This is a genomic window from Nocardia gipuzkoensis (genome assembly GCF_021183645.1).
In the GTDB taxonomy this organism is placed as follows: Bacteria; Actinomycetota; Actinomycetes; order Mycobacteriales; family Mycobacteriaceae; genus Nocardia; species Nocardia abscessus.
This window is the reverse complement of record NZ_CP089225.1, coordinates 5,928,858-5,955,476: the sequence shown is the minus strand read 5'-3', so window position 1 is coordinate 5,955,476 and position 26,619 is coordinate 5,928,858. Positions and strand designations below refer to the sequence as shown.

Below are 26,619 nucleotides of genomic sequence, written 5' to 3'. Positions count from 1 at the left end.
AAATCACAATCGAATCCGCCGTGTTGCTATTGCCGCCGCCGGGCCGGTCGCGACACCGGTCAGGCGGCGTCCACCGCCACGACACCGCGCCGGATCGCCCGCACGGCCTTGGCCGCGGTGGCGGCGATCTCCGGGTCGTCGGCGGTGTTGTGGATCTGGTCGAGCAGATCGATCACCTGTCTGCACCAGCGCACGAAGTCACCGGCCGACAGCGGCGCTCCCTGGTCGCCACTGGCGAGCAACGACACGGCCAACCCGTCCCCGCGCGCCCATTTGTAGACACCGTCGACGAAGCCCAGATCGGGCTCCCTGGTCGGCGGCAGCTTGTGCCGGGCTTCGTCGGACCGCAGCTCGGACCAGACCCCGATGGTCGCGCCGACCGCTCGCCGGATCGGCGCCGTCGGTCCGCTCGCACCGAGATATCCGCCCTCTTGGCGGGATTCGTACACCAGGATCGACACCACGCCGGCCAGTTCGGCCGCGCCGAGGCCGCGCCAGAGCCCCTTCCGGAGGCATTCGGCGACCAGCAGGTCGCTTTCGGCGTAGATGCGGGCCAGCCTGCGTCCGTCCGGGGTCACCTCGCTCTCGTGCACGAATCCGCGTTCCTCCAGCAGGCCGAGGATCCGATCGAACGTGCGCGCCAGCGAATTGGTGGTCGCGGCAACCTTCTGGCGCATTGCCTCCGTTTCGCGCTGCAACCGGTTGTAGCGCTCGCCCACCCGGGACAGTTGCTCGCGATCGGGCCGCGCGTGCGCCGGATGCGCGCGCAGGGTACGGCGCAGCGTGGCCAGTTCCCGGTCGTCGGCCGCGGCGGACTGCCTGCCGCGCCGGGGCCGGCCGGGCACCGAAATGCCGGTGCTGCGCAGCGCCGAGGCCAGATCGCGGCGAGTGCGCGCCGTCCGATGGTCCACCCGGCGCGGCAACCGCATGTGCCCGAGCGCCTCGGCGGGCACCGGGAAGTCGGCGACCGACACCCGCCCGGCCCACTTGTCCTCGGTGAGCACCAGCGGCCGCGGATCCCCCGGCGTCGCGTCCGGCTCCAGGATCACCGCGAGCCCGGCGCGGCGGCCGGAGGGAATCGCCACCACGTCACCGCGCCGCAGCGCGCCGAGCGCGTCCACCGCGGCGCCCCGCCGGTCGGCGCGGCTCTGCTGGGTGAGCTGCCGCTCCCTCTGCTTGATCCGCTCACGCAGCGCCAGGTACTCCAGGAACCCGCCTTCCGCGCCGCCGAGCTGATCACGCAGTTTGCGCAGCGCGGCGTCGTTGCGTTCGATGCCGCGCACCAACCCGACCACCGACCGGTCCGCCTGGAACTGGGCGAACGATCGCTCCAGCAGGGCGCGCGATTCGTCGGCGCCCATCCGGTCGATCAGGTTGATCGACATGTTGTAGCCCGGCCGGAACGAGCTGCGCAGTGGATAGGTGCGGGTCGATGCCAGACCGGCGACCGCGCTGGTGTCCACCTCGGGCTGCCACAGCACCACCGCGTGGCCTTCGACGTCGATGCCACGCCGACCGGCACGCCCGGTCAGCTGGGTGTACTCCCCCGGCGTGAGCTCGGCATGCGACTCGCCGTTGAACTTGACCAGCCGTTCCAGCACGACCGTGCGCGCGGGCATGTTGATGCCCAGGGCCAGCGTCTCGGTGGCGAAGACAGCCCGCACCAGACCGTTGACGAACAGTTCCTCGACGGTGTGCCGGAACGCGGGCAGCATTCCGGCGTGATGCGCGGCCAGGCCGCGGTGCAGCGCCTCGCGCCACTCCCAGTAGCCGAGCACCTCCAGATCGGACTTCGGCAGATCGCCGGTGTGCTTGTCGATGATCGCGTCGACCTCGTCGCGCTCCTCCGGACGGCTCAGATCCAGCCGTGACCGCAGGCACTGCGCGAGCGCACCGTCGCAGCCCGCCCGGCTGAAGATGAACGTGATCGCCGGCAGCAGGCCCTCTTCGTCCAGTTTCGCGAGCACCTCCGGCCGCGGCAGCGGACGGAAATCCCGGCGCGGTCCGCCACGGCCGTTGCGCGGGGCGCTCCAGCTGTTCATCCGGTCGGTGGCCTCCCGCTGACGGATGAACCGCACCAGATCTTCGTCGACGAGCACCTTCTGCTCGGTCGACCTGGTGTCGAACAGGTCGAACATGCGCCGGCCCACCATGACGTGCTGCCACAGCGGCACCGGTCTGGTCTCGTCGACCACCACCGCGGTGTCGCCGCGCACGGTTTCCATCCAGGCGCCGAACTCCTCGGCGTTGCTGACGGTGGCCGACAGGCTGACCAACCGCACGTCCGGCGGCAGATGCAGGATGACCTCCTCCCACACGGCGCCGCGGAAGCGGTCGGCCAGGTAGTGCACCTCGTCCATCACGACGTAGGACAATCCGCGCAGCGCGTCCGAGGACGCGTAGAGCATGTTGCGCAGCACCTCGGTGGTCATCACGACCACCGGCGCGTCCGGATTGATCGACTGGTCGCCGGTCAGCAATCCGACGCTCGCACGACCGTGACGCTCGGTCAGGTCGGCGAACTTCTGGTTCGACAGCGCCTTGATGGGTGTGGTGTAGAAGCACTTGCCGCCCGCGGCCAGCGCCAGGTGGACGGCGAATTCGCCGACGACCGTCTTTCCCGCGCCCGTCGGGGCGCAGACCAGGACGCTATGGCCTTCTTCGAGCGCCGCGCAGGCATCGCGCTGAAACGGATCCAGCCGGAACTTCAGTTCGGCGGAAAATACGTCCAACTCGCCCGTCCGCGACCGGTCATCTGTCACTCGTCAGAGCGTATCGGAGTAGTCCGACACCGGTCGTGTGGATTTCTCCGCTGGCGTCGAGACCGATTCGGCCGCATCGATCGGCTCCGGCCCATCCAGCTCGGAGGCCTCCTCGTCCGGCAGCGCACCCAAGCCCTCGCGCTCCTTACGCGCCCGGCGCAGGTCGTTGATCCGGGAGAACTGGATCGCGACTTCGAACAGCACCGTCAGCGCCAACGCCAGCGCCAGCATCGAGAACGGATCCTGCGGCGTCACGATCGCCGCGAACACGAACAACCCGAACGTGATCCCCCGCCGCCACGCCTTCAACCGCTGATAGGTCAGCACCCCCACCAGGTTCAACCCGATGATCAGCAACGGGGTCTCGAAACTGACGCCGAAGATGATCAGCAACTGCAGGATGAAGCTGAAGTACTGCGATCCGCTCAACGCCGTGATCTGCACGTTGTCGCCGATGGTCAGCAAGAAGCTCAACGCGTGCGCGATCACCACATACGCCAGCACCGCGCCCGCGGCGAACAGCACCGTGCCCGAGGACACGAACCCGATCGCGTACTTGCGTTCCTTGGCGTACAAGCCCGGGGTGATGAACGCCCACAGCTGATACAGCCAGATCGGCGCCGCCAGCACCACGCCCGCGGTCATACCGACCTTCAACCGCAACGTGAACTGCTCGAACGGCGCGGTCGCCAACAGACGGCACTCGCCGTCCGGGCTCAACGTCGCACGCGCCGAAGCGGGCAGCGAGCAATACGGCCCCCGCAGGATCTCACCGAGGCTGTCGACCCCGAGGAACCCGTGCGCGTACCACAGGAATCCCAGCACCGTCGTCGCGATCACCGCGGCGATCGACACCAGTAACCGGTACCGCAACTCCTGCAGATGCTCGACCAACGACATCGTGCCGTCGGGATTCGTCCTGCGCTTGCTACGCCGCGGATCGAACGGGATTCGCATGGTTGGTGATCGCCCCTGGGTTGAGTGCCTCGCTCAGCTCGGCAACAGCACTAGGTCCGGAGTGAGTTCTTCCTCACTCCGGCGCGAGCGGAATCCGCTCAGACCGACTTCTGCTCGGTGCGGGGCTCGGTGACCGACGGCGTCGGCTGCTGCGCGGCGGGCAACTGCGGCGCGGGCTGCTGAGCGGACGCGCCGGAATCGGACGCGTTGCTCTCGTTGTGCATCTGGCTCACCTCGCTCTTGAAGATGCGCAACGATCGGCCCAGGCTGCGGGCCGCGTCGGGCATCCGCTTCGCGCCGAAGAACATCACGAAAACCACCGCAATGATCAGCCAGTGCCAGATGCTCAGACTGCCCATGATCTACCTCCCAAGACTGTGATATTCCGATGCTACCGGACCGTGACGTGCGCGAACGCCGCCGTCACCACTCGTTCGCCCGGCGTTCGGGCCCGCTGCCCGCCGCGGCGGCCCGCAACTGACCGAGCAGTTCGCGACCGGTCCACGCGCGCCGGTCGCCCTGCTCGGCGGCGACGATCAATTCGATCAGCCGTTGATTCACCGGCGTCGGCATCCCGACCATCGCGCCCAGTCCGACGATTTCCCCGCACAGCCAGGAGATTTCGGTCGTGCGGCCCAGCTCCAGATCGTCGGCCATGGACGAACGCGCCATCGGATCAATGGCCAGCACCTGCCCGGCCACCCGCTGGAACAGGCCGTCGGGGACGGTCAGCAGGGTGGCCATCACGCGGGGCGGCAACGGTGTCAGCCGGGCCGGGCGAATTCGCGCCTTGTTCATCACCGCGAGCGCTTCGCGCTGGGTCAGAGCCAAGCAGCGGCGGTAGTCGCGGTCGGCGAGCTCTTCCCGCAGCGGGCGCCCCGACAGGGCGTTGATCGGGTTGTTGAGGTTGAGCAGCAGCTTCGCCCACTGCACCGGGCGCAGGTCGGGATACCGGCGCAAGCCGAGTCCCGCCCGCTCGAACACCTCCGAGAACGGCGCGAGCGCCGGATCGTCCTGCACCGCGAGACCGCCCTCGGTGCCGCGATGGAAGCGTCCGCCGGGATGGTGCACGACGTTGAACATCACCATGCCCGCCAAGACCACGCAGTGCGGCAGGATCTCCCGGATCACCGAGTCGTTGCCGATACCGTTCTGCAGGCTCAGCACCACCGTGCCAGGGCGAATCTTCCCGCCCAGCTCGCGCACCGCCGCCGCGGTCGCCGCCGATTTCACCGTCACCAGCACCAGATCGGCCGATCCGACGTCATCGGGTTCGGTGGCGACGTGGAACCGGTCCGCGGGCAGCGCGTCGTCCCCGCCGTCGAGATCGGTGAGCCGCAGCCCGGACGCGCTGAGCTCGTCGAGCACCCGTCTACGGCCGACCAGGGTGACCTCCGCGCCCGCCACCCCGAGCTTGCCTCCGACGAAATTGCCGATGCTGCCCGCACCGACCACCAGCACGCGACTGTTCATGCCGGTAGGGCCTCGTCGTCCTTCATCGGGCCTCCAGGTATCCGGCTTCCTCGTAGGCGGCCAGCGCGGCGTTCGACCGCTCGCGCACCGCCGCGACCAGCTCCGGCGGCCCCAGGACGGTGACGCCCGATCCGAAACCGAGCAGCAGGCGCGCCATCCAGTCCAGCGTGGCGAACCGCATGGTCGCCTCCAGGCTGCCGTCGGGGTGCACCGCGAGCCGGTGCATCGGGTACTGATCGAGAACCCAAGCGTAGTCGGCGTGGATCCGCAAGTGCGCCAAGGGAACCGCGGGGTCGTCCTGGAACAGGTCCAGGCCCGCTGTCGCCTGGGTGGCATGCTCGGGCGGCCGGGCCGGCTCGCCCAGTTCGGCCGCGGCCTCGATCCGGTCGAAGCGGAACAGCCGCACGCCCTCGGCCTGCCTGCACCAGGCTTGCAGATAGCTGTTGTCGTCCACGAGGACGATGCGGATCGGGTCGACGATCCGTTCGGACACCACGTCCCGGCTGGCGGAGTAGTACACCAGCCGCAGCGCCCGGCCCAGCGCCAGCGCCGAGCGCACCGCGGCCACCGCGGGCGCCTCCTGCGGCGGCGTTCGCGATCGTCCGTCCTCGGCGGGAGCCGCGCTACCCGCGATCGCCGATTCGATCTTCGCGATGGCCGCGTGGGCCGCGGTCGGGTCCACCATGCCGGGCATCTCCACGATCGAGCGCAGCGCGACCAGCAGCGCGGTCGCTTCCGTGGAGGTCAGCCGCAACGGCCGATCGATGCCCGCGGAGAAGGTGACCTCGATGCTCTCCTCGGAGAACGACAGGTCGATCAGATCGCCCGGGCCGTACCCGGGTAGCCCGCACATCCACAGCTGATTCAGATCGCTCATCAGCTGCTTTGTGGTGACGCCCAAGTCGGCGGCGGCCTCGGCGGCGCTGATACCGGGATGGGCGATGAAGTACGGGATCATGTTCAGCAGCCGGGAAAGACGTACCGACAGCCGCGAGCTCATGCCCGCACCTCCGTGCGGTCGAACACCGAGCGCAACCGCGCGATGACATCGGTGCGTAGCGACTCCGGGGCCAGCACCATGGCATCCGGCCCCAGCCCGGTGATGAGCCGGGCCAGCCAGTCCCGCGATCGCACCGGAAGCTCGACGACCGCACCGTCGCGGCCGCCTACCGTGCGCGCACCGGTCACCTGGCCCAGCCTGCGGATCTCCCGTCCCCGCCCCTCGGCCACCCACACCGTCGCCGAGCCGCTGACCGGCGCGGTGCTGGTGACCTGGTCGACGATGGTGCGCAGGTCGACGCCGTCCGGCTTTCGCACGACGTTGCGCGGGCCGTAGGCGGTCACGTCGTCGCCGATCCGGGACAGACGGAAACTGCGCACCGCGTCCCGGTCCCGGTCGTGCCCGACCAGATACCAGCGGCCGTGATGGGTGACCACGCCCCACGGCTCGACGTCGCGCATCAGATAGGGGGCGTTGATCGCCGTGCGATGCTCGAACCGCACCGCCTGGCCCGCGTCGATCGCGGCCAGGAGTTTGCCGAGCACCGGTTCCGAGCCACGGGTGCGGGCCGGGACGGCCGGCACCGAGGCCACGGCGGCGTCGGTCTCCACATGGATGCCCGCCGCGCGCAGTTTGAGCAGCGCGCCCTCCGCCGCGGCGGCCAGCTCGGGCGATTCCCACATCTGCACGGCCACGGCGACGGCGGCCGCCTCCTGATCGGTCAGGTCGATGTCGGGTAGCTCGTAGGCGTCGCGGTTGATCCGGTAGCCCTCGATCGTCGTGTACCGGCTCACCGGACCGACTTCGAGGGGAATGCCGAGATCGCGCAGTTCGTTCTTGTCCCGCTCGAACATCCGGCTGAACGCTTCGTCGCTGGCGGAGTCCTCGTAACCGGCGACGCTCTCCCGGATCCGCTCCGCGGTCAGGAACTGCCGGGTCGACAGCAGCGCGATGACCAGATTCATCAGCCGCTCGACCTTGGATATCGCCACCCGATAGAGGGTAATCTGCGCACCCGCGCCACCGCGCGGCGGCGCGCGATTCGGTACTGCTTCGGCCACGGTGCATCCGCTTCGGGGCAGGAACGCGCGGGCGGTCAACCCTCGGTGAGGTAGCGCTCGACCTTCTCCACCTTGGCGGTGATCGCATCGGTCACACCGGGCCGGATGTCGGCCTTCAACACCAGGCTGCACCGCGGCGCGACGGCGAGAATGGCATCGGTCGCCTGTTTCACCACGGCCATCACCTCGTCCCATTCGCCCTCGACGGTGGTGAACATGGCATCGGTGTGGTTGGGCAGTCCGCTGGCGCGCACCACGCGGACCGCCTCGGCGACCGCGCGCCCGACGTCGACGCCGGTTCCGAGCGGTGTGACGGAGAAGGCGATGATCATGCCACGATCATGCCCGCCCCACTCACATGGACGCGATCAGGCGATCGACACGCTCGTCGACCGAGCGGAACGGGTCCTTGCACAGCACGGTGCGCTGCGCCTGGTCGTTCAGCTTCAAGTGCACCCAGTCGACGGTGAAGTCGCGGCCGGCCTCCTGCGCGGCGGTGATGAAGTCACCGCGCAACTTGGCCCTGGTGGTCTGCGGCGGGGTGTCCACCGCGGCGTCCACGGCCTCGTCCTCGGTGACGCGCTTGGCCAGGCCCTTGCGCTGCAGCAGGTCGAAGACACCGCGGCCGCGCTTGATGTCGTGATACGCCAGATCCAGCTGGGCGATCTTCGGATCGGACAGCTCCATGCCGTACCGATCCTGGTAGCGCTGGAACAGCTTGCGCTTGATCACCCAGTCGATCTCCGTGTCGACCTTCGCGAAGTCCTGCGCCTCCACCGCGTCCAGGGTGCGGCCCCACAGGTCGACCACCTGATCGATCTGCGGATCGCGGTCCCGGTTGCGCAGATGCTCCACGGCACGGGCGTAGTACTCCCGCTGAATGTCCAGGGCGCTCGCCTGCCGTCCTCCGGCCAGGCGCACCGGACGGCGACCGGTCAGGTCGTGCGAGACCTCGCGGATCGCACGGATCGGATTGTCCAGCGCGAAGTCGCGGAACGAGACACCGGCCTCGATCATCTCCAGCACCAGGGCGGCCGTGCCGACCTTGAGCATGGTGGTGGTCTCCGACATGTTGGAGTCGCCCACGATCACGTGCAGGCGGCGGTACTTCTCCGCGTCGGCGTGCGGCTCGTCGCGGGTGTTGATGATCGGCCGCGAGCGGGTGGTCGCCGAGGAGACGCCCTCCCAGATGTGCTCCGCGCGCTGCGACAGGCAGAACGTGGCCGCCTTCGGCGTCTGCAGCACCTTGCCCGCACCGCAGATCAGCTGGCGGGTGACCAGGAACGGCAACAGCACGTCGGAGATCCGGGAGAACTCCCCCGCACGGACCACGAGGAAGTTCTCGTGGCAGCCGTAGGAGTTGCCCGCGGAGTCGGTGTTGTTCTTGAACAGGTAGATGTCGCCGCCGATGCCTTCTTCGGCCAGACGCTGCTCGGCGTCGATCAGCAACTCTTCCAGGACCCGCTCGCCCGCACGGTCGTGGGTCACCAACTGCGCCAGGTTGTCGCACTCCGCTGTCGCGTACTCCGGATGGGACCCGACATCGAGGTAGAGCCGAGCACCGTTGCGGAGGAACACGTTCGAGCTACGGCCCCAGGACACCACCCGGCGGAACAGATACCGGGCCACCTCGTCGGGGGACAGTCGACGGTGACCGTGGAAGGTGCATGTCACACCGAACTCGGTCTCGATCCCCATAATTCGTCGCTGCACACCATCGACATTACAGCCATGTCAGGTACTTGCGGGGTGCACCGAACAACCCGTATGCATACGTCTTCACAACGATTTGGCCCGCTTTGTCGGAATTTGCCCGGGTGAAACCCCACTTCCGCCGGAGGAAGCACACCTCGGGACATGCCGATGCGGCCCGCGAACAAAGCGCCGTTCGCGGGCCGCCGAACTCGTCGGCCCCGGCGGATCACTCCGCCGGCGGAGCCTCCTTCGCCGGGGGCTCCTCGTCCTTCGGCCCCTCCTCCGCCGCGGAGGCGCCGGCCTCCTGTGCCGGATTCAGCAGACGCTCCAGCGCGGCACTGGCCACCCGCCGGAACGCCCGGCGCGGACGCGCCTGCTCCAGCGTAGCGACCTCGAGCGAGCTCACGCCCAGCGCCCGCTTCTCCTTCTCCGCGCCTTCCGGCACGCCCGCCTGTAGCGCGCGCACCGCGACGCCGATCGCGGAGGACAGGTCGAGACCGGGCTGATAGGACGACTTCAAGGCGGTGACGATCGGCTCGGTCGTGCCGCCCATCACCACGAACTCCCGCTCGTCCACGATCGACCCGTCGAAGGTGATCCGGTACAGCACCGACTGCGGCGTCTGCTCCGGATACCCCACCTCCGCCACACAGATCTCCACCTCGTACGGCTTGAGCTGATCGGTGAAGATCGAGCCGAGGGCCTGCGCGTAGGCGTTGGCCAGCGCACGGCCGGTGACATCGCGGCGGTCGTACTGATAGCCGCGGATGTCGGCCTGCAGGATGCCGGCCCTGCGCAGATTCTCGAACTCGTTGTACTTGCCGACCGCGGCGAACCCCACCCGGTCGTAGAGCTCACTCACCTTGTGCAGCGTCGTGGACGGATTCTCCGCGACGAACAGCACACCCTTGTCGTAGGTCAGCACCACGACGCTGCGCCCCCGACCGATGCCCTTGCGCGCAAGCTCGGTCTTGTCGCGCATGATCTGCTCGGCCGACGCGTAGTACGGCAACGTCATGATCAGGCGATCCCTTCTTCGGCGGCCTCACGGTCGGCGACGATCCCGCGGGCGATCTCCGCCAGCCGCGATTCGGTCACCTCCACCGCACCCTCCTCATCGATCACGATCGCCGTCGGGAAGATGCCACGCACCAGATCCGGGCCGCCCGTCGCGGTGTCGTCGTCGGCCGCGTCGAACAGCGACTCGACGGCGACGCGCAACGCGCGCTCCTGATCGATTCCCTTGGCGTACAACTTCTTCAGCGAGGACTTCGCGAACACCGAGCCGGAACCGACCGCGGCGTACCCGAAACGCTCCTCGCTGCGTCCACCCACCACATCGAACGACACGATGCGACCCGCTTTGTCCGGATCGGTGGCGTCCAGGTCGTAGCCGACCAGCATCGGCACCACCGCCAGACCCTGCATGGCCGCGGGCAAATTCTCGCGCACCATCTTCGACAGCTTGTTGGCCTTGCCGTCGAAGGTCAGCGACACGCCCTCGAGTTTCTCGTAGTGCTCCAGCTCCACCGCGAAGATCCGCACCATCTCCACCGCCATGCCCGCGGTACCCGCGATACCGGCGGCGGAATAGCTGTCGGTGATGAAGACCTTTTCGATATCCCGGCTGGCCAGCAGATTCCCCTGGGTGGCGCGCCGGTCACCGGCGATCAGCACACCGCCGCGGTAGCTCACCGCGACGATGGTGGTGCCGTGTGGAGCGATCTCCTTCGCGGAAGTGCCGCCGGAGATTCCGGCGGCACCCTGTCCGAACCTGGTGGCAGGCAACAGGTCCGGAGCATGCATACGAAGGTAGTCGGAGAATGAAGAGAGGGCGTACCCCAGTTGGAGACGCGAGGGGTCACCGACTGTCACTGGCCACCTTTCTGCACGTACGCGCGGACGAAGTCCTCGGCGTTCTCCTCGAGCACGTCATCGATCTCGTCGAGCAGGTCGTCGGTTTCCTCCGCCAGCTTCTCGCGGCGCTCCTGACCGGCGGCGTCTACACCGTCCGGGCCCTCGTCCTCGTCGCCACCCCCGGCGCGCTTGGTCTGCTCTTGTGCCATGGCAGCCGACCTCCTCTGTCCTCACCATGACCGGAACCCATCGTGAGCACGATCCCGATCATGAGCATTGTCCGTGCTCGTTCTTCAACACTACCTACCAGCACCGACAGTGTGCTTATTTTGCTCCGTCGGTGTCTGTTCTGCAGCGCCCCCGGCGCTGCGTGTTCGCGGCCCCTTCATGGCTCGTGCCCGAGCGACCGCCGCTTGCTCCTACGTCGCCTACGCGGCGGCCACTCGGCCACGAGCCGGGCCGCGAACGGACAATGCCCGGTCTCGCTTCGCTCGAAACCCGTGGTCGAGCCGGTGTGGGCGCGCAGGGTATGGACCTCACGCCCAATGGCTCACCTCAGCTATTTCGGTCCGGCCGCTTGGGGATGGATCGCACCGTGCCGCCGGAGCGACGGATCGAACCCTCGCGTCCCGAGCGGAGTGCACGGCCCGAACTGCCGCAACACGGGCGTGTTCGAGATCCAGCCGGATCCGCCCATACACCGATCTCCCGCAAAGCGTCCACAAGCCTGATGACGACCGGGACCACAACGTCGCCGGGGTACGCGCGGCAGATCGTCGTTGTTCGAGGCCCCGCCTCGTAGGTGAGCGGCGGACGCGGCCGTGACGCGGTTGCCAGCGGAGGTCGCTCGGCACGAGCCGTGCGGCGGCCGGGAGCACGCAGGCGCTGCCGAAGACTACGTGGTCAGCTGTTCCACCAGGTCGGCGGCGGTGGTCACGCCGTCCAGCAGCTTGCCGACGTGGGCCTTGGTGCCGCGACGGGGTTCCAGGGTGGGGATGCGGACCAGGGAGTCGCCGCCCAGGTCGAAGATCACCGAGTCCCAGCTGGCCGCCGCGATGTCGGCGCCGAAGCGGCGCAGGCATTCGCCGCGGAAGTAGGCGCGGGTGTCGGTGGGCGGGTTGGTCATCGCGTCGAGGACCTGCTGTTCGTTGATCAGCCGCTTCATCGAACCGCGGGCGACCAGGCGGTTGTAGAGGCCCTTGTCCAGGCGCACGTCGGAGTACTGCAGGTCCATCAGGTGCAATTTGGGGGCGGCCCAGCCGAGCCCCTCGCGGCTGCGCATGCCCTCGAGCAGACGCAGCTTGGCGGGCCAGTCGAGCAGGTTCGCGCACTCCATCGGATCCCGCTCGAGCAGGTCGAGCACCATCGCCCAGTTCTCGATGATGTCCTGGACGCGCTTGTCGTCGTTGCCGGTGCGGTCGACGAACTTGACCACGCGGTCCAGGTAGACGCGCTGCAGTGCCAGGCCGGTGAGCTCGCGGCCGTCGGCGAGCACGACGGTCGCCCGCAGCGTCGGGTCGTGGCTGATTGTGTGCACCGCGGTGACCGGGCGGGCCAGCTGCAGGTCCGACAGGTCCTCGCCCGCTTCGATCAGGTCCAGGACCAGGGCGGTGGTGCCGACCTTGAGGTAGGTCGACATCTCGGCCAGGTTGGCGTCGCCGATGATGACGTGCAGCCTGCGGTACTTGTCGGCGTCGGCGTGCGGTTCGTCGCGGGTGTTGATGATGCCCCGCTTGAGCGTGGTCTCCAGGCCGACCTCGACCTCGATGTAGTCCGAGCGCTGCGACAGCTGGAAGCCCGCGGTGTCGCCGGACTGGCCGATGCCGACCCGGCCGGATCCGCACACCACCTGGCGGGACACGAAGAACGGCGTGAGCCCCACGATGATCTGGTTGAACGGGGTGTCCCGGCTCATCAGGTAGTTCTCGTGGGTGCCGTACGAGGCGCCCTTGCCGTCGACGTTGTTCTTGTACAGCTGCAGCCGCGGTGCCCCCGGCACGCTCGAGGCGTGCCGCGCGGCGGCCTCCATCACACGCTCGCCCGCCTTGTCCCAGATCACCGCGTCCAATGGGTCGGTGACTTCCGGCGCGGAGTATTCGGGGTGCGCGTGGTCGACGTAGAGCCGGGCGCCGTTGGTGAGGATCATGTTGGCCGCCCCGACTTCGTCGGCGTCGATCACGGGCGCGGGCCCGTTCATCCGGCTCAGGTCGAATCCACGCGCGTCGCGCAGCGGCGACTCCACCTCGTAGTCCCAGCGGGTGCGCTTCGCGCGCGGCACGCCCTCGGCCGCGGCGTAGGCCAGAACCGCCTGGGTCGAGGTGAGGATCGGGTTGGCCGACGGCTCGGTTGGGGTCGAGATGCCGTATTCGACCTCGATTCCGATGATGCGCTGCATGCTGTCGAGCCTATGCGACGCACCCGTCCGAACCGGTCGCGACCGGCGGAGTCCAATGTCATACCGCAGGTGGTACTTCCGGAGGACCCGTTTCGGCGCAGGTCGGCGCGATAGTCGGGACATGACCGATTCGATCGCCGACCCCCGCGCGGAGACCACCGAACAGTACCGCGCTGCGCCGGGGCCCACCCGTCTCGTCGCGTTGGACGTGCTACGCGGAATCGCGATCCTGGGCACCCTCGGCACCAACATCTGGATCATGACCAACCCGGAGGGGCTGGTCGGGTACCTGCGAGACCTGGGCCGGCAGGCAGGCGGATGGGCGTGGACCGAGCGGGTGCTGCAACAGCTGGCGCAGGGCAAGTTCCTCGGGCTGCTCACCGTCATGTTCGGCATCGGCCTGGCCATCCAGCAGCGCTCCGCCGCCAAGGCCGGGCGGCGCTGGCCCGGCAAGTACCCGTGGCGCGCGGGATTGCTGTTGTCGGACGGTCTGCTGAATTTCGTGTTCGTCGCCGAGTTCGACGTCCTGATGGGGTACGCGGTGACCGGACTCGTCGTCGCGTTCGTGCTGGCCACCGGGGAGCGTGCCCAGCGGCGCTGGCTGCTCGGCGCCGCGGCCGTGCACGTGAGCCTGCTGACGCTGATCGCGCTCGCCATGGCGTTCGCACCGCCGCAGGACTCCGCGGCGCGTCGTGCGCTGGACCCGAATCCCTATGCGGAGGGTTCGTTCTGGGATCTCGCGATGTTCCGGCTGGGCAACGCCGGGCTGTTCCGGGTGGAGGCGATCTTCGTCTTCGCGATGTCGGTCGCGCTGTTCCTGGCCGGCGCGCGGCTGTTCCGGGCGGGGGTGTTCGGCCCGGAAGGCGCGACGATCCGCAAGCGGCTCATGATCCTCGGCTTCGGCGTCGCCGCGCCGATCGATCTGGCGGGCGGCATCGCGGGCGGCGGCGACCTCATCCTGTTCACTCGCTACGGCAGCGCCCCGTTCGTCGGACTCGGCATCCTCGCGGCGGTCGCCGAGTGGTACCTGCGGCGTCCCGGGGCCGGGTTCGCCGGTCGCCGTCTCACCGAGATCGGCCGCACCGCGCTCAGCTGCTACATCCTGCAGAACCTGGTGGCTTCGATGCTGTGCTACGGCTGGGGTTTCGGTCTCGCCGCGCGGGTCTCGGCGGACGACCGGGTTCCGTTCACCATCGGGGTCTATCTGCTGGTGGCGCTGATCATCGCAAGCGGGGCACACCTGTGGTTACGCCGCTTCGAGCGGGGGCCGGTGGAGTGGTTCTGGATCGTGAGCTACCGGACGCTGGCCCGGGAACGCTGAAGCCGCCGCGACGGCCCGCACCCTTCGTCCCCGCGACGGAGGGTGCATCGTACCCGTATCCACTACCGCGGCGCCGAACTGTGCTGCGTCCCAGCACTTGTCGCGCCCGCACACGTCACGGCTCAGACGAAACCGGAGCGCACGGCGGTCGGCGACCGCTACCGTCGAGCTGTGACGCTCGCCGACCGCTACCCCATGCTGCACGCTCCGGCGCACTGGGAGTGGGGCGACATGGACGTGCGTTTCTCCACCACGCTCCCGTCCGACGAACTGGTCACCAATATCCACCTCGTGTGCTTCGTCGGCGACGAAATCGTGCTCTGCCGCGACGATCGCGACATCTGGCTGCTCCCCGGCGGCACCAGGGAACGCGGCGAGTCCATCGACGCGTGCGTGCGCCGGGAGCTGCGCGAGGAGGCGGGAGCACGCCTGGTCGGGCCGATTCGATGGTTCGGCGCGCACCACGCGACGAGCCACCGTCCCGCGCCGCATCGCGAGTGGCAGCCGCATCCGCACAAGGCGTGGCTCTGGTGCACCGCGGATGTCGTGCTGGACTCCGCGCCGACCAATCCCGACGATGCCGAGCAGATCCTCGAGGTGCGTACCTTTCCCGTCGCCGAGGCGATGCGGCGCGCCGGAACCGACGGCGAGCACCTGAGCGAACTCGTGGCCCTGGCCGTCGAACTCCACCGGCCCGCGGCGCGGCCCGATCATCCCGGGTGACCGGGTGACCGGGTGACCGGGCGGCCGCGGCCCGCTCGACCGCCGCCGACGCCGGGAACTGGGGCAGAATCGAAGGATGGCAACGGCAACTTGGCACGGCCGCGTCCTCGCGACCAGCGACGACACCATCATCATCGAGGGCAACCACTACTTCCCGCCGGACTCGATCCGGCCGGAATTCCTCCAGCCATCCGACACGCACACCTACTGCCCGTGGAAGGGCAAAGCCAGCTACTACACCGTCGTGGTCGACGGCGACAGCAACCCCGACGCCGCCTGGTACTACCCCGAGCCGAAGACGAAGGCGGCGCAGATCAAGGACTATGTCGCGTTCTGGCGCGGCGTCGACGTGACCGACAGTTGACCGGCCGTCCTTGCGGGGCCGGAAATCGAGCGCGGGACTCATGATCGATCCCGGAATCCGGTCGAGACACGGCGGTGAGGTGACCGCCTGCCCGGCTCGGCCACCGGTCGGCGGCATGTCCCACCCGATGCCGGGCGAGCGGTAATCCAAGATTTCCGAATGCCGCGCGCGCGAAACCGATACGCTCATCCCAGGATTCAGCGCGTGTGTCTCAGCCGGGAGCATCCCATGATGAAGGCTCTGGTCACCAACGGCTTCTCCATGTCGCCCACCGGCGCAGCGGACGAACCACCGCCCGCGGGTGTCGCGCTGCTGCGCCCAGGGGTTCTGGCCTTCGCCGGATCGATCGGTCCGACGGAATTGCACGCGCACCACGCCGTGCAGATCGTGGCCGCGAGCACTCCGATCGTGGTGGTGGACGGCAGCGGTGTCCGCAGGCAGGGCACCCACGTCATCGTGCCCACCGACGCCCCGCACCGGATCGATGTCGGCTCCGCGCACGGCACGGCGGTCTACCTCGACCCCGAGACCGCCGCCGGTGCCGCGGCCGACCGCAGGGCCCACGTCAACGGCTGGGCGGGCAGCGCCGACACCTTCGGCCTCACCGCCGGTGGCAGCGACCTGACCGCGCAGGTCACGGCGGTGGTCGACGATCTGCTGCCGCAGGACGGCACGTCCGGCGGGGGCGAGCGGCATGCGGTGGTCACCGCGGCCCTGCACCTGCTGCCCGCTCTGGTGCGCAAGGGGTCGGTGCGCGGCTCGGATGTCGCACGGCAACTGGGTATTCCGGCTCCCCGGCTGTCCCACCTGTTCTCCGAGCAGATGGGAATTCCGTTGCGCCGCTACATTCTCTGGCTGCGGCTGCACATCGCGCGGACTCGCGCACTGGCCGGGGACGATCTCACGGTCGCCGCGCAGGCGGCGGGCTTCTCCGACGGCGCGGACCTCACTCGCACCTGCCGCCGGGCTTTCGGACTTCCTCCCTCGGCGCTGAGTCACATCGGCGAGCCCGTTCCGGGCGCATAGTCGTTCCCGGGCGAGCACGGCCCGCCGTTCGGCACGCCTACTTGCCTACCGTTTTCAACCTCACCGACCAGGACAAGAGCACTCTGCGGACCACCGCCTACGGTGCCGTGTCGCTGATGGCCGCCGCTGACGCCACCGGCAAGCCCCACAAGGCCGCCACGCACGGTTACATCGCATTGTCCTCGGCGACCGGCCTCGTCGGGCACGTGCTGCACTCGACGGCCACGATTCTCGTACTGCGCCAATGTTTATGAGCCACGGCCGGCCAACTCTCGATCACCGAGAAGCCTGGGCAGCAACTCGGCCAGCTCTTCCGACGATGTGCCGGCCAGTTCGCTGCTGTTCTCGTGGGCACTTCGCCGATGATCGCTCGCTACAGCAGCTCGATTTGATCAGGCTCGGGCAGTGCGTGTGGGCGTTCGTTCGTATACCAGGCGTACTCGATTCCACTGAGCCAGCCGTTCTCGACCCATAGCATGACCTCGCCGATCGGCGCTCCGTTGCGGTCGGTCACCGCTCCGCTGGCGAAGATACCGCCCGGCGAACCGGATGCTTGCACGGCACCGGGCCGCACCGCCAGATCGACACTGGGTGAACCGATACCCCAGGTGGCGACGACCTGCGCATACGGCACCTGCGTCAGATACTCGGAGGCGCCGGAGGCGCCCGACGACAGCAGCTTGGTGACGACGCTGGTTTCGAGGTCGGTCAACGCTCGCGGCGGAATCGGTGTACTACTCATCAATCTCCTCGGTTCTCGCGCTACATCATGGAATGTATGCGGTGCCTATTTTGAAGACACCGTCGATCATGGCACCGCGAATATGGACGGCATGGCCATTGATTGTGCGCACCAACGGATTCGAGCCGTTATACACACCGTCCGGAACGCCTTGAACGCTCTCGATGATCTTCGTCATCGTCGCTTCTTCGCCACCCAGTGACTTCACCAGTCCATCCAATTTATGCTTCGGCACGAAGACATGCTCCATCGCCTCTTTGTCCAGCGCGTAATCCAGCGAACTCTTCAGCCTGTCGCGCGCAATCCTGGCGATCTCGGCGGTGCGCTGCGCAAGGAGGTCGGCGATGCGCTGCAACTCGGCACGTCTGGCTGCGAGGTCGTCGCCGGTTTCGGTGACTTTGTCGACGAATTCGGCTGCGCGCTTGGCGGCCAGCACGCGGTCGACATACTTCTTCATCTTCACCGCGAGCTTGCCCGCTTTAGCCGCGGCGACTGCGGCCGCGCCGAATCCCGCTGTCAATGCACCGGCGACCACACCGATGACAACGGTCTCGGCGACTTCCTGAGCGAGATCCTCGGCGAGATCGACCAGCAGCTGGCCCAGTTGCGTCCGGAACTCCAGGATCGCGAATCGATGGGCGCGACAGGATTGCGCGAGGTCTTTGTAGAGGGTGAGCACACCCTCGGCGGACCTCTTCAGTTCCCGGATGTCCTCGTCGACATACGCGGCGTCGGGAGCGGTCTCGTTCTCGAATGTCTTCGCCAGCTGGTCCAGCAATGACGGCAGGTTGCCCACACCCGATTCGGACGCGAGCTTGTCCCACGCTTCAGCGGCGATCTGTAGGTCGTCGGGTTCCCCGTCGGGCATCGAAACGCCGAAATCCTCGAGCGCCGACACCGCGAAGCCGACATCGTCGAACAGGCCACTGCCCGGCCCGCCCGCCGAGTGCGGCGGCACGAGACAGACCGACCAGGCCGGTGACAACTGGGCTGGTTGTCCCGGTTCCGGTCGGCCGGTGCCGGCAACGTAATCCGCGAGCGCGTGATTGTAGCCGAGCTGGTTCAGGATTCCGGCGTAGTTGCCCATGGCGGTGACCAGCAGCTCGGTCATACTCATCGCCGTGGTGACGGTCGAATCGTAGGACGTGGCCCATACCTTGGATTCGCCCACATTCCCGCCCATATTGGCGGTTTCGCTCAGCGCGGCGATCTGCGCGGCGATCTGCGCGGCGAATACCCGCTGGTACGCGGTTGCGTACGAATACAGTGACGCGCCCGCCGAGGAATACACCGCGGGATCGACTACCAAGGTCGTCATCCGGTGTTACGACCTGCCCAGCATCGAAAGATTCGCGGAGATCGCCGCCGTGTATCGATCGTGGGCGTCCCGGACGGCCTGGCGCATGGTGTCGATGCCTTCGACGACATCGGTTGCCCCGGTGTGCCATTCCCGGAAAGCATCGGCCTGGGCATCCGCGGCGGCACCGTTCCAGTTCTGCTGAACGGCGGAGATGCGTTGCTGTAGTCCGTCGAGGCTGTCCTCGAGGAATCCGATGAAACCCGAGACCCGGGCGACGATCTGTTCGAGCTCATCGAGGTCGACGCGAAAAGGCTGAGCGTTGTCGACCATCACAACTCCGGAAGGTCCAGCGCCCCGGTGAGCGTGACGGTGGTACCGGCCCGCGCTCGGTCCTGATCGTCGAGGATCTTGCTCGTGACACCGAGCAGTTCGGCCATGTCGGCCAGAGCATCGAGAATGGTGTCCGCACCCTGCTTGGTTTCGGTCCACCCGGCGCTGAACGAGTCGGCGGAAGTGCCTCGCCAATTGGAGAGCAGCGCCGTGATATCCGTGTCGAGCGAAGTCAGGCCGTTGATCAGGGACTCGGCGACCTGCTGAACGTACCGACCGGCGTCGGTGACTTCATCAGGCACCAGTGCGAAGACGTTGGTGGTCGAGTCGGGCTGGCCAGTCATGCAGCAATCCGGGAACGTCGGTGTGGATCGATAGATTGGACGCGGGTTAGCTTCGTTCGGTTCCCTGAGCGGCGCACATTGTTTCCGCTTCCCTCGGTGAAGGGTGTACGCGACACCCTCGGGCCGCCCGGTCTTCGCTGACGCCGATCTGATCTCGATCCGACCTCGGTCGAGTGCGGCATACACACTGCCGTCGCCCCATTGATGCCTACCGCCCAGCGATGACTCCGGTAGTGAGCGGAAAGGCCATTCGCGCACAACGCCGCATCGACTAGATCGAACACCGCATCCACCCGCCGGGTCTCACACCGCTAGAACCGCTGCCGGAACGTCGGCAGGTCCCCCGACCCGTCGGCGCAGCCGGTGTTGCGCACGAATTTCATTGAAGCCCCCGATCTCAGAACTTTCGCTGCCGCCGCCCGGGTGCCTACTGTCGTCCTCGGTGAACACCGGCGATCGAGCAGGCGCAGCTCAGAGCCCGTCGAACGCCCCGTCCCGCGCCCCCGACACGAACGCGTCCCACTCCAAGGGAGTGAACACCAGCACCCCACCGTGCGGATTCTTCGAGTCACGAACCCCCACACGCCCGCCGTCCAGATGCGCGATCTCGACGCACTCGCTCCCAGCGGAGCTGTGAGTGCTCTTGAACCAGTGCGCTCCGGATAGGTCAACGGACACAGTCGAACTCCTTCGCTACCTGCCGTAGCAGCCGCTTGCTGTTGGGCGTGTCCAACGCTACCCGCCGCATGACCTCGACTCCAGCTTTGTACCTGCGCACCGTGTTGGCACGTTCCAGGTAGATATCGCCGGTGTAGCTCTGGACATGGACTACTGGCGGCTCCAAGGGCCGACCGTCGCCATCAGCCGCGAAGTCCAAGACCGTGAATGGACCGGTCGATGTGCCCAGCGGGAATCCAGCTCCGAACGGCATAACGTACACCCGAACGTTCGGCGGCAGGTCCGCCAGGTGTCGCAGCTGCGTCGACATGATCCGTGGACTTCCGACGACCCGTCTGATGGCTGCCTCATCCAGGATGAGCATCGCCGCCAGCGGTGCGAAATCACGGGTTATCAACGCCTGCCGGTTGCGCCGCACCCGCACCCGCCGTTCGATCTCCTCGGCGGTGTCCATCGGGAAGTAGGCACGATCCAGCGCCCGTGCGTAGTCCGGGATTTGAAATAGTCCGGGCACCATGTCGGGGCGATAGAACGTGAGATGGGAGGCCGCCGCCTCCATCTGGATGTAGGCGTTGAACGTCGGATTCACCTGATCGGGAAACTCGTCCAACCAGGACGGCGTCCGCCCCTGCGCCGCCAGCGATTTCAACACCGGCAGCATGTCCACCCGCTGATACAGCCTGCACAGCCGCCGCAGGTCCTCATCGCGCACGATCACGTTCGGCGCACCGGTCTCCAACCGATGCAGCGTCCCCGCCCCGCGCCCGATCGCGCGCGACGCCACCTCGATGGACAGCCCGGCCTCTTGCCGCATCCCCCGCAGGCAGCGGCCGAGGCTGCGGTGTGGAACGCCCCCGGTCCCGCGAATGCCGGCCTCGACCTGCCGATCCTCGCCGCCCGCTTCCCGTTCCCCCATACTGTTTGCTCCCTTCTGTGGAATATCCGCACCCGCCAATTGGAATGTTCCGAAATTTATTGCGGAAGGCCATATTTCGACCTTATGGAGGACATTGTGCAGGGTCGCTGGAAGGTGTCCAGGACTTTTGCCACTTTCCATAGCGAATTTCCACGGGAATAACCACACGGCCCGCGTCCGGTGCTCCACTGACCGCGTGATCGGCGCGGCGAGACTCTTCGTTCGCCGCCATTCGACCAGCGGAGGACCCATGACCAACGCACTACCGCAACGCGTTCCGTTTCCCCGGCATCGCGCTCCCTACAAAGGCGTGCCGCTGCCCGTGCTCGAGCGCTACGCGGACGCGCTGCGGCAGTGGGCCGCCGCCCCCGAACGTCCCGGAGGCGGGGTGCCGACCCCTCCCCCGCCTCCGGTGACCCTCACCGAAGTCCTGACATGGACCGAGTGACTCGGCGGCGTCCGGGCAGAGCGCGGAGGCCGTGACCGTGCGCCGGTACTACGTCGAAGTGCACTGCTGCGGCCCGCGCTGGCTCATCCACGTGCCCGCGGTGAACCGCTGGACGGTGACCGGCGACAAGTCGGCGATCCGGTCCACCGCCCGCCGGATGATCGCGGCGACCGCCGGCCACAGTGACCACTCGTTCGACCTCGACCTCGCCTCGGGCCGCGCGCTGCGCGACGCCGAGGAGTTCGCGGTGTGCCGCCGGGAGCTGACCCGGTGGCATCCGCCCGGAGAACAGGTGAAGCGCCCACACCCCGAGTGACTTCGATCCGAGGACGGAGGTCGCGGTGATCTGAGAGCGCATCCGAGAACTCGGGTTGCCGGGTCGCCGTTTGGGGGCAGTCACCTGCTCAGTGCATGGCCGCGACGATAGAGACCATGGCTTCGTGGTGGCCGGATCGGGTTTCGTAGTCGCGGGCCGGGCGGCGGTGTTCAGTCGGCCGGCCGAACGACCGCTGCACGACCCTGCGACGCGGCAGTACCTCGAACCCGGTCGCCGCGTAGCGAGCGACTCTGGCACAGGGCCTCTCGGGTTGCGACGGATAGGATAGAAACTCAGTCATATCGGGAGTGTCTGCTGTTTCTCGCGAGAGATGCATCGTGGGGTGACGTGTTGTCCATGGCTGAGTCGAACCTGAGCGGAGGGAACATGGTGGGGTCGATGGTTCGTACCGGATCGAGTCTGTTGGCCGTCGTCGCCGGTGTCGCAGTGCTGGCGGGTTGCGGTGGGGGGAGCTCGGTGGATTCGGCGGCGGAGCCGAGCGGGGCGACGACCTCGGCGGCGACCTCGACGACAGCCAAATCAGCAAGCTGCCCCGCCCTATCTGCCGATCCCCTGGTTACCAAGGAATTGAAGACCGCCTTGGCAGCGACGCACCTACCGGTGGGAGCGTGTCTCAATTCTGTGGACGTGGTGGGCGATCCCAGCCGACTGGATGAAATGGTATTCCTCATCACCCTCGACGTACCCACGGCGGCAACACCGGATGACCTACGCCCGATCGCCACCGACATCGCACATGTATGGAAGGAAGGCGAACTCGGACAGAGGACCGCCGAGCTGAATATCACCAATTGGGGGTATGCCGGAGCGAAATACATGGAGTATCTCACGGACAATGGTTTTCGGAACCATCCGTGGAACGGGACGCCGTCTCGCGAAGCCGAGCTGGCGATATGGACCGTCACAGCCAAGGGATGAACGTGACTCCCGAAGGTTTGGGCCGAAAGAAGCCGACTTCGGTCCTCTGGTCCTATCTCACGATCGAATGAACGACGACACGAGTACTCCGGAGACCCTGACAGAAGCGATGACAGCTCGCCGCAATTTGCCGCTCGAGGACTCCCCGCCAGTTCGGAGCTCCTCGGAGCATTCTGCTACGGCTGGCGCCGACACCGAGTTGATGACGGGCCGACGGCCACCCGGTCGTGAGTCGACGCGGGTCGGCTTCGCTGTGCTCGCCGCTGCGTTCGTTCTCGACATGCTGCTGCACATCTCCGTGGGCGCGGCGGTCTGGTACGTGATGGGGCGATCGCCGGACGCTGCCATCTCGCCCATCGTGGCCGGCGTGGCAGCCGGTATCGCCGCCTCGTTCGTCCACCGCACGCTGCTCCAGCGGCTGTTCCGGACTACAGCGGGCAAGGCGGTGTTCGGGCTGCGACTTAGGCAGGCCGACGGTGCGTACCCGAGCCTGTGGCGACTGGTCAAGCAGTGGTTCAACGGTGTCCTGGCCACGATCGGAGCAGCCTTGCAGCTTCTCGGTTGACCTGCCCGAACGGCTTTCGGCGATAACTTCGACCCCAAATCCTCTGGGCCGCAATGTGTTAGGTTCAGCTCTTCATACATCCGGTCGACTGAGGGGGCCGCCTCGCCAGCTTGTCTCCAAGACAACTGATTCCGCTCCAACGGCCGCTGTGCGCGGTCTGTACACCGAGTAAAGAGAGGTGACATTGACCGAAGTATTCAAAGCGGCACCGGCCGAAATCGCGGGCATGTCGACCCTCATGGGGACGGTCGGAACCGACCTGCGCAATGCCTCCGCCTACGTCAACACCCACGCCAGCCCATCCGCCAAGCCTATGGGGCAGATCATCTCCGAGATCGTGCCCGCCTGCGGTGAACTGGTCGATTTCACTGTGCAGCGGTTCGCCGAGTTCGCCTCGATCACCACGGTTTCGGGCACGAACCTCAACCGCGCGGCCTGGATGTACCACGAGCAGGATCAGAAGAGCTACGAGGCACTGAACCGGGCGACCCTCGAATACCCCACGACTGCCCCGGCCGGTACAACCGCGCCGGAGCAGGGCGTGACCGCCGCGTATGCGAACCCGGCGGCCTACACCGCTCCGACGATGATCTCGCTCGGGCCTCCGGACACCATCGAAGAGGACCTGGTTCGCAAGATCGAAGAGAAGAGTGGTTGGCTGGGCGACTTCAACCAAGGCATCCGGCAGGCCACCAACAACGAGTGGAGCCCCCTCAACCAGCTTTTCGAGCCTTTGAGCGGCAACTGGAACGAACTCAAACGGATTGGAGCCACGTACCGGATCGCTGGAGCTGCGCTCGAGGACAGCTCCAAGAACCTGTCGTGGGGCGTCAACAAACTCAGCGCCCACTGGGACGGCAAGGCGGCGATCTCGTTCGAGGACCACAGCCGAGACCTCAGCGCAGCCCTGGAATGGTGGGGCCCGGTCGGCCGAACTGTCGACTTCGTGATGACCACGCTGGTCCAGCAGGTCACCGACGCGTGCCTGGCCATCGCCAACAAGCTGAAAGAGATGCTGGAGGCCGAGGTCGACATCTCCGACGGCAAGAGTGTGGTCAAGGTGGCGCTGAAGAAGGTGCCCGTCGTCGGAACTGCCTATCAGGTTGCCAGCTTGGCCAACATCGTGCTCAGCGTCTGGAACACCATCAAACCGCTCCTGGAGAAGATCAAGAATCTGGTCACCTCCGCCAAAAACCTGCTGTCCAGCATCACCGGCAGCAAGAGCGGCGAACCTGGCAAGTTCGCTCGGCTCAACGAAACCCTGTCCCCGCTCACCCAGACCGCTGTCAACGCGCAACAGGCGGCGATCGTCAGCTCCGATGTCGCGCGAACCGCCGCTGGCGCCGAAACACAACAGACGGCGCCTCAGCAGGGCTACGACGTCGGCGCCAACCCCTGGGAGAACGGATGATCGAGCCCGATCTCGACCCCGAGGTCGAAACACAGTTGCGAGCGTTCATGGCTTCGGCCGCGGACCTGTCCACCGCGACCATCCAGCTGGACAATGCGTCCCTTGACGACATCGTGCAGCCGATCCAGGTCGAGGAAAACTTCATGACCTGGCTGGCCTCGGCGCCCGATGCCTCACCGCAGCTACGCCAGTATGCCGGCCAGGTCATCGCCGGATACTGCACGTGGCCAGAAATCGAAAAGCATCTGGGGCCGGGCCTGCCGCCCGAGGTGGTGGCGTTGAAATCATCGCCGCACTACATGTGGCCTTGGGCCGTGAGCGAGCCCGATCCCCCAGCGACCACGACCCCGAGCGCGCCTACGGGCAGCCCGCGGCCGCCCCGCCCGGACCAAACAATGCAGAGCCCGCGCCGGCGCCGGATGAGGGAACCCGATACGGTCGGGCCCAGCGATTGGCCGGACGACTTCGATGACCACCCCAGCACGCAAAGGAGCTGGCTTGTCTAGATTTGCCCGCACACACCTCGCCCTGATCGCACCCGCCGCGGCCGTCCTGGCCATCGCGGGATGCTCCAGCGCGGATCACGATGCCACAGACACGCCCGCACCGGCGACCACCACAGCCAGCGTGCCACGCTCCATGACGCCCGCCGCACCGAGCGTGAGCCCGACATCAGGCCTGGACGTGTGCACCCTGCTGACCCCGGACGAAGTCGTCAACGCCATCGGCAAGCAAGGACTGGCTCCGCAACGAAAGATCGACGAGAAACACGGTCAGGTAATCGCGGAATCCTGCACCTGGGGTTCGCAAACAGAGGGGCTGATCTCGGTGAGCTGGATGCGCGAACCGATCCCGGCGTGGGGCGAAAACGCACAATCACGCGCGTTCACCGACGCCCTCCGCCGCCGCGTCACCCTGAATTCCTGGGAGGGCAAGGCCTGCACGGCTTTCACCGAAAACGCCAACGGCAACATCGGAGTCAATATCGTCCCGTCCGATACGTCCCTGACCGCACAACCATCAAGCCTGGGAAACGACATCTGCGACCGGAACCGACCCGCGATAGTCGCAGTATTCGAGCGCGCGCACCGCCCATAGCGCCCGGACCGATCGACACGAGGTCCGCGGGAGATAACCCTGTGTGCATTCTGCGTAGCGAGCATTTGCCGAAGTTGATGAGTGGATCGGCCAAATGTGTGCACGTCTGCATGGTGTCGCGCGCGTAACAGTCGTACGCCTCGTCCAGATTCGGACTATCCAGGAGCCCCCCGCCAGGATCAGTGCGATATCGGACCTGTTCGACCGAATGGACGCTACCGAGAATCGTGCGTTGATCCAAGAGAATCTTCCTGCGCTCGAGTCCGGCACCAACCCGCTCGCCTCCGCGGCGTAGGTCCAGCGCATGTGGTTGTCGGGGGCGGTCCGCGCTACTGTCATCGGGGCGACATTCGGTGTGCTGCGCGTATACGAATCAACAGGCCGCAGTAGAACTTCCGGTGTAGAACTCGATGGTGTCCGTATCGCACCGATAGTGTTCCCGCAGCCGCGTAGGCACGCCGGATGGTTGGACAAATGGCTGGCACTGCGGCGGCGGCGACCGCGGCGACCTCGATGCCGGGTTCGTGGCCGCCGGTCGCGGCTACCGCCAGCAGAATCACGCTCACGCTCACGCTTATGCCCATTCTCATCAGGATTGCTCGTGCAACAACAGAAGGCCCGGGACGCGGCAGCCGCATCGGTCGCGAATCCTGTTCCAGGCCTATCTCGCCGTTCGACCCCTGGGGTCCGGCGTCCTGCCGCCGCTGTGGCCTTCTCCGTCAATGGCGCTCGGCGCCCCGGACTACCCTCGCCGGACCGACATTCGGGCATGTCCAGACCGCAACGATCGAGTTCAGCGTCGGTCGACTCAGCCTCGCGCCATCGTGCTCGGTGCGCCCTCGGCGGTCGCCGCGGTGGCTGCGGCGAACCGCTCTGCGTCTTCGACGGTGAACCGGCC

30 protein-coding genes are annotated in these 26,619 nt (G+C 67.1%); 12 read left to right on the top strand and 18 right to left on the bottom strand.

Annotation, left to right across the window (positions count from 1 at the left end; translation table 11 throughout):
- Positions 1 to 59: 59 nt before the first annotated feature.
- From LTT66_RS27235 to dop, 12 genes are all read right to left on the bottom strand, one after another.
- Complete coding sequence (locus LTT66_RS27235) at positions 60 to 2,762, bottom strand: DEAD/DEAH box helicase (protein ID WP_233061315.1); 2,703 nt, start codon at positions 2,760 to 2,762, stop codon at positions 60 to 62.
- 3 nt (positions 2,763 to 2,765) lie between these two features.
- Positions 2,766 to 3,719: a twin-arginine translocase subunit TatC gene (gene tatC / locus LTT66_RS27230; RefSeq protein WP_233061313.1), complete on the bottom strand. Its 954-nt coding sequence runs from the start codon at positions 3,717 to 3,719 to the stop codon at positions 2,766 to 2,768.
- 98 nt (positions 3,720 to 3,817) lie between these two features.
- Positions 3,818 to 4,078 (bottom strand): Sec-independent protein translocase subunit TatA, encoded by a 261-nt coding sequence (gene tatA / locus LTT66_RS27225; protein WP_043692941.1) that lies wholly within the window; start codon positions 4,076 to 4,078, stop codon positions 3,818 to 3,820.
- 64 nt (positions 4,079 to 4,142) lie between these two features.
- Entirely contained in the window at positions 4,143 to 5,192 is a 1,050-nt protein-coding gene (locus tag LTT66_RS27220) for a 2-dehydropantoate 2-reductase (RefSeq protein WP_233061311.1), read from the bottom strand.
- A 22-nt stretch (positions 5,193 to 5,214) separates the two neighbouring features.
- Positions 5,215 to 6,192 (bottom strand): helix-turn-helix transcriptional regulator, encoded by a 978-nt coding sequence (locus LTT66_RS27215; protein ID WP_233061309.1) that lies wholly within the window; start codon positions 6,190 to 6,192, stop codon positions 5,215 to 5,217.
- Entirely contained in the window at positions 6,189 to 7,184 is a 996-nt protein-coding gene (locus LTT66_RS27210; protein WP_233061307.1) for a helix-turn-helix transcriptional regulator, read from the bottom strand. The genes LTT66_RS27215 and LTT66_RS27210 overlap by 4 nt, the downstream gene beginning before the upstream one ends.
- A 104-nt stretch (positions 7,185 to 7,288) precedes the next feature.
- Positions 7,289 to 7,585 carry a thiamine-binding protein gene (locus LTT66_RS27205; RefSeq protein WP_043692955.1) on the bottom strand — a complete coding sequence of 99 codons (297 nt, stop codon included), beginning with the start codon at positions 7,583 to 7,585 and terminating at the stop codon, positions 7,289 to 7,291.
- Between the two features lie 22 nt (positions 7,586 to 7,607).
- Positions 7,608 to 8,966, bottom strand: a complete 1,359-nt coding sequence (gene pafA, locus LTT66_RS27200; RefSeq protein ID WP_174186519.1) for a Pup--protein ligase — start codon at positions 8,964 to 8,966, stop codon at positions 7,608 to 7,610.
- 208 nt (positions 8,967 to 9,174) lie between these two features.
- Positions 9,175 to 9,966: a proteasome subunit alpha gene (gene prcA, locus LTT66_RS27195; protein WP_181723351.1), complete on the bottom strand. Its 792-nt coding sequence runs from the start codon at positions 9,964 to 9,966 to the stop codon at positions 9,175 to 9,177.
- Positions 9,967 to 9,968: 2 nt separating this feature from the next.
- Positions 9,969 to 10,823 carry a proteasome subunit beta gene (prcB, locus tag LTT66_RS27190; protein ID WP_233061305.1) on the bottom strand — a complete coding sequence of 285 codons (855 nt, stop codon included), beginning with the start codon at positions 10,821 to 10,823 and terminating at the stop codon, positions 9,969 to 9,971.
- Positions 10,820 to 11,014 carry a ubiquitin-like protein Pup gene (locus LTT66_RS27185; protein WP_014986166.1) on the bottom strand — a complete coding sequence of 65 codons (195 nt, stop codon included), beginning with the start codon at positions 11,012 to 11,014 and terminating at the stop codon, positions 10,820 to 10,822. The genes prcB and LTT66_RS27185 overlap by 4 nt, the downstream gene beginning before the upstream one ends.
- 686 nt (positions 11,015 to 11,700) lie before the next feature.
- On the bottom strand, positions 11,701 to 13,200 hold the full coding sequence (gene dop / locus LTT66_RS27180) for a depupylase/deamidase Dop (RefSeq protein ID WP_233061303.1): 1,500 nt from the start codon (positions 13,198 to 13,200) through the stop codon (positions 11,701 to 11,703).
- Positions 13,201 to 13,321: 121 nt separating this feature from the next.
- Here dop and LTT66_RS27175 point away from each other — a divergent pair, with 121 nt between their 5' ends.
- The 5 genes from LTT66_RS27175 (at position 13,322) to LTT66_RS27155 (ending at position 16,888) form a co-directional block, all read left to right on the top strand.
- Entirely contained in the window at positions 13,322 to 14,521 is a 1,200-nt protein-coding gene (locus LTT66_RS27175; RefSeq protein ID WP_233061302.1) for a DUF418 domain-containing protein, read from the top strand.
- 171 nt (positions 14,522 to 14,692) lie between these two features.
- The gene (locus LTT66_RS27170; RefSeq protein WP_233061300.1) at positions 14,693 to 15,244 is read left to right on the top strand and encodes an NUDIX domain-containing protein; all 552 of its coding nucleotides are present in this window, start codon (positions 14,693 to 14,695) and stop codon (positions 15,242 to 15,244) included.
- A 76-nt stretch (positions 15,245 to 15,320) separates the two neighbouring features.
- The gene (locus LTT66_RS27165) at positions 15,321 to 15,608 is read left to right on the top strand and encodes a DUF427 domain-containing protein (RefSeq protein WP_233061298.1); all 288 of its coding nucleotides are present in this window, start codon (positions 15,321 to 15,323) and stop codon (positions 15,606 to 15,608) included.
- Positions 15,609 to 15,836: 228 nt separating this feature from the next.
- Entirely contained in the window at positions 15,837 to 16,634 is a 798-nt protein-coding gene (locus LTT66_RS27160; RefSeq protein WP_332909640.1) for an AraC family transcriptional regulator, read from the top strand.
- 41 nt (positions 16,635 to 16,675) lie between these two features.
- The gene (locus LTT66_RS27155) at positions 16,676 to 16,888 is read left to right on the top strand and encodes a hypothetical protein (RefSeq protein WP_233061296.1); all 213 of its coding nucleotides are present in this window, start codon (positions 16,676 to 16,678) and stop codon (positions 16,886 to 16,888) included.
- A gap of 119 nt (positions 16,889 to 17,007) precedes the next feature.
- On the opposite strand, the gene LTT66_RS27150 is transcribed toward LTT66_RS27155, so the two are convergent.
- From LTT66_RS27150 to LTT66_RS27125, 6 genes are all read right to left on the bottom strand, one after another.
- Positions 17,008 to 17,376, bottom strand: a complete 369-nt coding sequence (locus LTT66_RS27150; RefSeq protein WP_233061294.1) for a hypothetical protein — start codon at positions 17,374 to 17,376, stop codon at positions 17,008 to 17,010.
- Between the two features lie 25 nt (positions 17,377 to 17,401).
- The gene (locus LTT66_RS27145) at positions 17,402 to 18,694 is read right to left on the bottom strand and encodes a hypothetical protein (protein WP_233061292.1); all 1,293 of its coding nucleotides are present in this window, start codon (positions 18,692 to 18,694) and stop codon (positions 17,402 to 17,404) included.
- 6 nt (positions 18,695 to 18,700) lie between these two features.
- Complete coding sequence (locus LTT66_RS27140) at positions 18,701 to 19,006, bottom strand: WXG100 family type VII secretion target (RefSeq protein WP_233061290.1); 306 nt, start codon at positions 19,004 to 19,006, stop codon at positions 18,701 to 18,703.
- Positions 19,006 to 19,350 carry a WXG100 family type VII secretion target gene (locus tag LTT66_RS27135; protein ID WP_233061288.1) on the bottom strand — a complete coding sequence of 115 codons (345 nt, stop codon included), beginning with the start codon at positions 19,348 to 19,350 and terminating at the stop codon, positions 19,006 to 19,008. Before LTT66_RS27135 ends, LTT66_RS27140 begins: the two co-directional genes overlap by 1 nt.
- Before the next feature lie 471 nt (positions 19,351 to 19,821).
- Positions 19,822 to 20,028: a DUF397 domain-containing protein gene (locus LTT66_RS27130; protein WP_233061286.1), complete on the bottom strand. Its 207-nt coding sequence runs from the start codon at positions 20,026 to 20,028 to the stop codon at positions 19,822 to 19,824.
- Positions 20,018 to 20,944: a helix-turn-helix domain-containing protein gene (locus tag LTT66_RS27125; RefSeq protein WP_233061284.1), complete on the bottom strand. Its 927-nt coding sequence runs from the start codon at positions 20,942 to 20,944 to the stop codon at positions 20,018 to 20,020. The genes LTT66_RS27130 and LTT66_RS27125 overlap by 11 nt, the downstream gene beginning before the upstream one ends.
- 250 nt (positions 20,945 to 21,194) lie before the next feature.
- Here LTT66_RS27125 and LTT66_RS27120 point away from each other — a divergent pair, with 250 nt between their 5' ends.
- The 7 genes from LTT66_RS27120 to LTT66_RS27085 all read left to right on the top strand — a co-directional run bounded on the left by LTT66_RS27120 (position 21,195) and on the right by LTT66_RS27085 (position 25,721).
- Entirely contained in the window at positions 21,195 to 21,392 is a 198-nt protein-coding gene (locus tag LTT66_RS27120) for a hypothetical protein (protein WP_233061283.1), read from the top strand.
- 31 nt (positions 21,393 to 21,423) lie between these two features.
- Positions 21,424 to 21,708: a hypothetical protein gene (locus LTT66_RS27115; protein WP_233061281.1), complete on the top strand. Its 285-nt coding sequence runs from the start codon at positions 21,424 to 21,426 to the stop codon at positions 21,706 to 21,708.
- 357 nt (positions 21,709 to 22,065) lie between these two features.
- A complete protein-coding gene (locus LTT66_RS27105; protein ID WP_233061279.1) occupies positions 22,066 to 22,647 on the top strand; it encodes a hypothetical protein in 582 nt (193 codons plus the stop codon).
- A gap of 202 nt (positions 22,648 to 22,849) precedes the next feature.
- Entirely contained in the window at positions 22,850 to 23,212 is a 363-nt protein-coding gene (locus LTT66_RS27100; RefSeq protein WP_233061277.1) for an RDD family protein, read from the top strand.
- A 184-nt stretch (positions 23,213 to 23,396) separates the two neighbouring features.
- Complete coding sequence (locus LTT66_RS27095; protein WP_233061275.1) at positions 23,397 to 24,623, top strand: hypothetical protein; 1,227 nt, start codon at positions 23,397 to 23,399, stop codon at positions 24,621 to 24,623.
- On the top strand, positions 24,620 to 25,129 hold the full coding sequence (locus LTT66_RS27090; RefSeq protein WP_233061273.1) for a hypothetical protein: 510 nt from the start codon (positions 24,620 to 24,622) through the stop codon (positions 25,127 to 25,129). The genes LTT66_RS27095 and LTT66_RS27090 overlap by 4 nt, the downstream gene beginning before the upstream one ends.
- Positions 25,092 to 25,721: a DUF3558 family protein gene (locus tag LTT66_RS27085; protein ID WP_233061271.1), complete on the top strand. Its 630-nt coding sequence runs from the start codon at positions 25,092 to 25,094 to the stop codon at positions 25,719 to 25,721. The genes LTT66_RS27090 and LTT66_RS27085 overlap by 38 nt, the downstream gene beginning before the upstream one ends.
- Positions 25,722 to 26,619: the final 898 nt, after the last annotated feature.

What these genes read in the sequence shown, in the direction of transcription:
- tatC (WP_233061313.1), bottom strand. Translation starts at nt 3,719, where the DNA reads ATGCGAATCCCGTTCGATCCGCGGCGTAGCAAGCGCAGGACGAATCCC.
- tatA (WP_043692941.1), bottom strand. Translation starts at nt 4,078, where the DNA reads ATGGGCAGTCTGAGCATCTGGCACTGGCTGATCATTGCGGTGGTTTTC.
- LTT66_RS27220 (WP_233061311.1), bottom strand. Translation starts at nt 5,192, where the DNA reads ATGAACAGTCGCGTGCTGGTGGTCGGTGCGGGCAGCATCGGCAATTTC.
- LTT66_RS27215 (WP_233061309.1), bottom strand. Translation starts at nt 6,192, where the DNA reads ATGAGCTCGCGGCTGTCGGTACGTCTTTCCCGGCTGCTGAACATGATC.
- LTT66_RS27205 (WP_043692955.1), bottom strand. Translation starts at nt 7,585, where the DNA reads ATGATCATCGCCTTCTCCGTCACACCGCTCGGAACCGGCGTCGACGTC.
- prcA (WP_181723351.1), bottom strand. Translation starts at nt 9,966, where the DNA reads ATGACGTTGCCGTACTACGCGTCGGCCGAGCAGATCATGCGCGACAAG.
- LTT66_RS27185 (WP_014986166.1), bottom strand. Translation starts at nt 11,014, where the DNA reads ATGGCACAAGAGCAGACCAAGCGCGCCGGGGGTGGCGACGAGGACGAG.
- dop (WP_233061303.1), bottom strand. Translation starts at nt 13,200, where the DNA reads ATGCAGCGCATCATCGGAATCGAGGTCGAATACGGCATCTCGACCCCA.
- LTT66_RS27175 (WP_233061302.1), top strand. Translation starts at nt 13,322, where the DNA reads ATGACCGATTCGATCGCCGACCCCCGCGCGGAGACCACCGAACAGTAC.
- LTT66_RS27165 (WP_233061298.1), top strand. Translation starts at nt 15,321, where the DNA reads ATGGCAACGGCAACTTGGCACGGCCGCGTCCTCGCGACCAGCGACGAC.
- LTT66_RS27160 (WP_332909640.1), top strand. Translation starts at nt 15,837, where the DNA reads ATGATGAAGGCTCTGGTCACCAACGGCTTCTCCATGTCGCCCACCGGC.
- LTT66_RS27150 (WP_233061294.1), bottom strand. Translation starts at nt 17,376, where the DNA reads ATGAGTAGTACACCGATTCCGCCGCGAGCGTTGACCGACCTCGAAACC.
- LTT66_RS27145 (WP_233061292.1), bottom strand. Translation starts at nt 18,694, where the DNA reads ATGACGACCTTGGTAGTCGATCCCGCGGTGTATTCCTCGGCGGGCGCG.
- LTT66_RS27140 (WP_233061290.1), bottom strand. Translation starts at nt 19,006, where the DNA reads ATGGTCGACAACGCTCAGCCTTTTCGCGTCGACCTCGATGAGCTCGAA.
- LTT66_RS27135 (WP_233061288.1), bottom strand. Translation starts at nt 19,350, where the DNA reads ATGACTGGCCAGCCCGACTCGACCACCAACGTCTTCGCACTGGTGCCT.
- LTT66_RS27125 (WP_233061284.1), bottom strand. Translation starts at nt 20,944, where the DNA reads ATGGGGGAACGGGAAGCGGGCGGCGAGGATCGGCAGGTCGAGGCCGGC.
- LTT66_RS27120 (WP_233061283.1), top strand. Translation starts at nt 21,195, where the DNA reads ATGACCAACGCACTACCGCAACGCGTTCCGTTTCCCCGGCATCGCGCT.
- LTT66_RS27105 (WP_233061279.1), top strand. Translation starts at nt 22,066, where the DNA reads ATGGCTGAGTCGAACCTGAGCGGAGGGAACATGGTGGGGTCGATGGTT.
- LTT66_RS27100 (WP_233061277.1), top strand. Translation starts at nt 22,850, where the DNA reads ATGACGGGCCGACGGCCACCCGGTCGTGAGTCGACGCGGGTCGGCTTC.
- LTT66_RS27090 (WP_233061273.1), top strand. Translation starts at nt 24,620, where the DNA reads ATGATCGAGCCCGATCTCGACCCCGAGGTCGAAACACAGTTGCGAGCG.
- LTT66_RS27085 (WP_233061271.1), top strand. Translation starts at nt 25,092, where the DNA reads ATGACCACCCCAGCACGCAAAGGAGCTGGCTTGTCTAGATTTGCCCGC.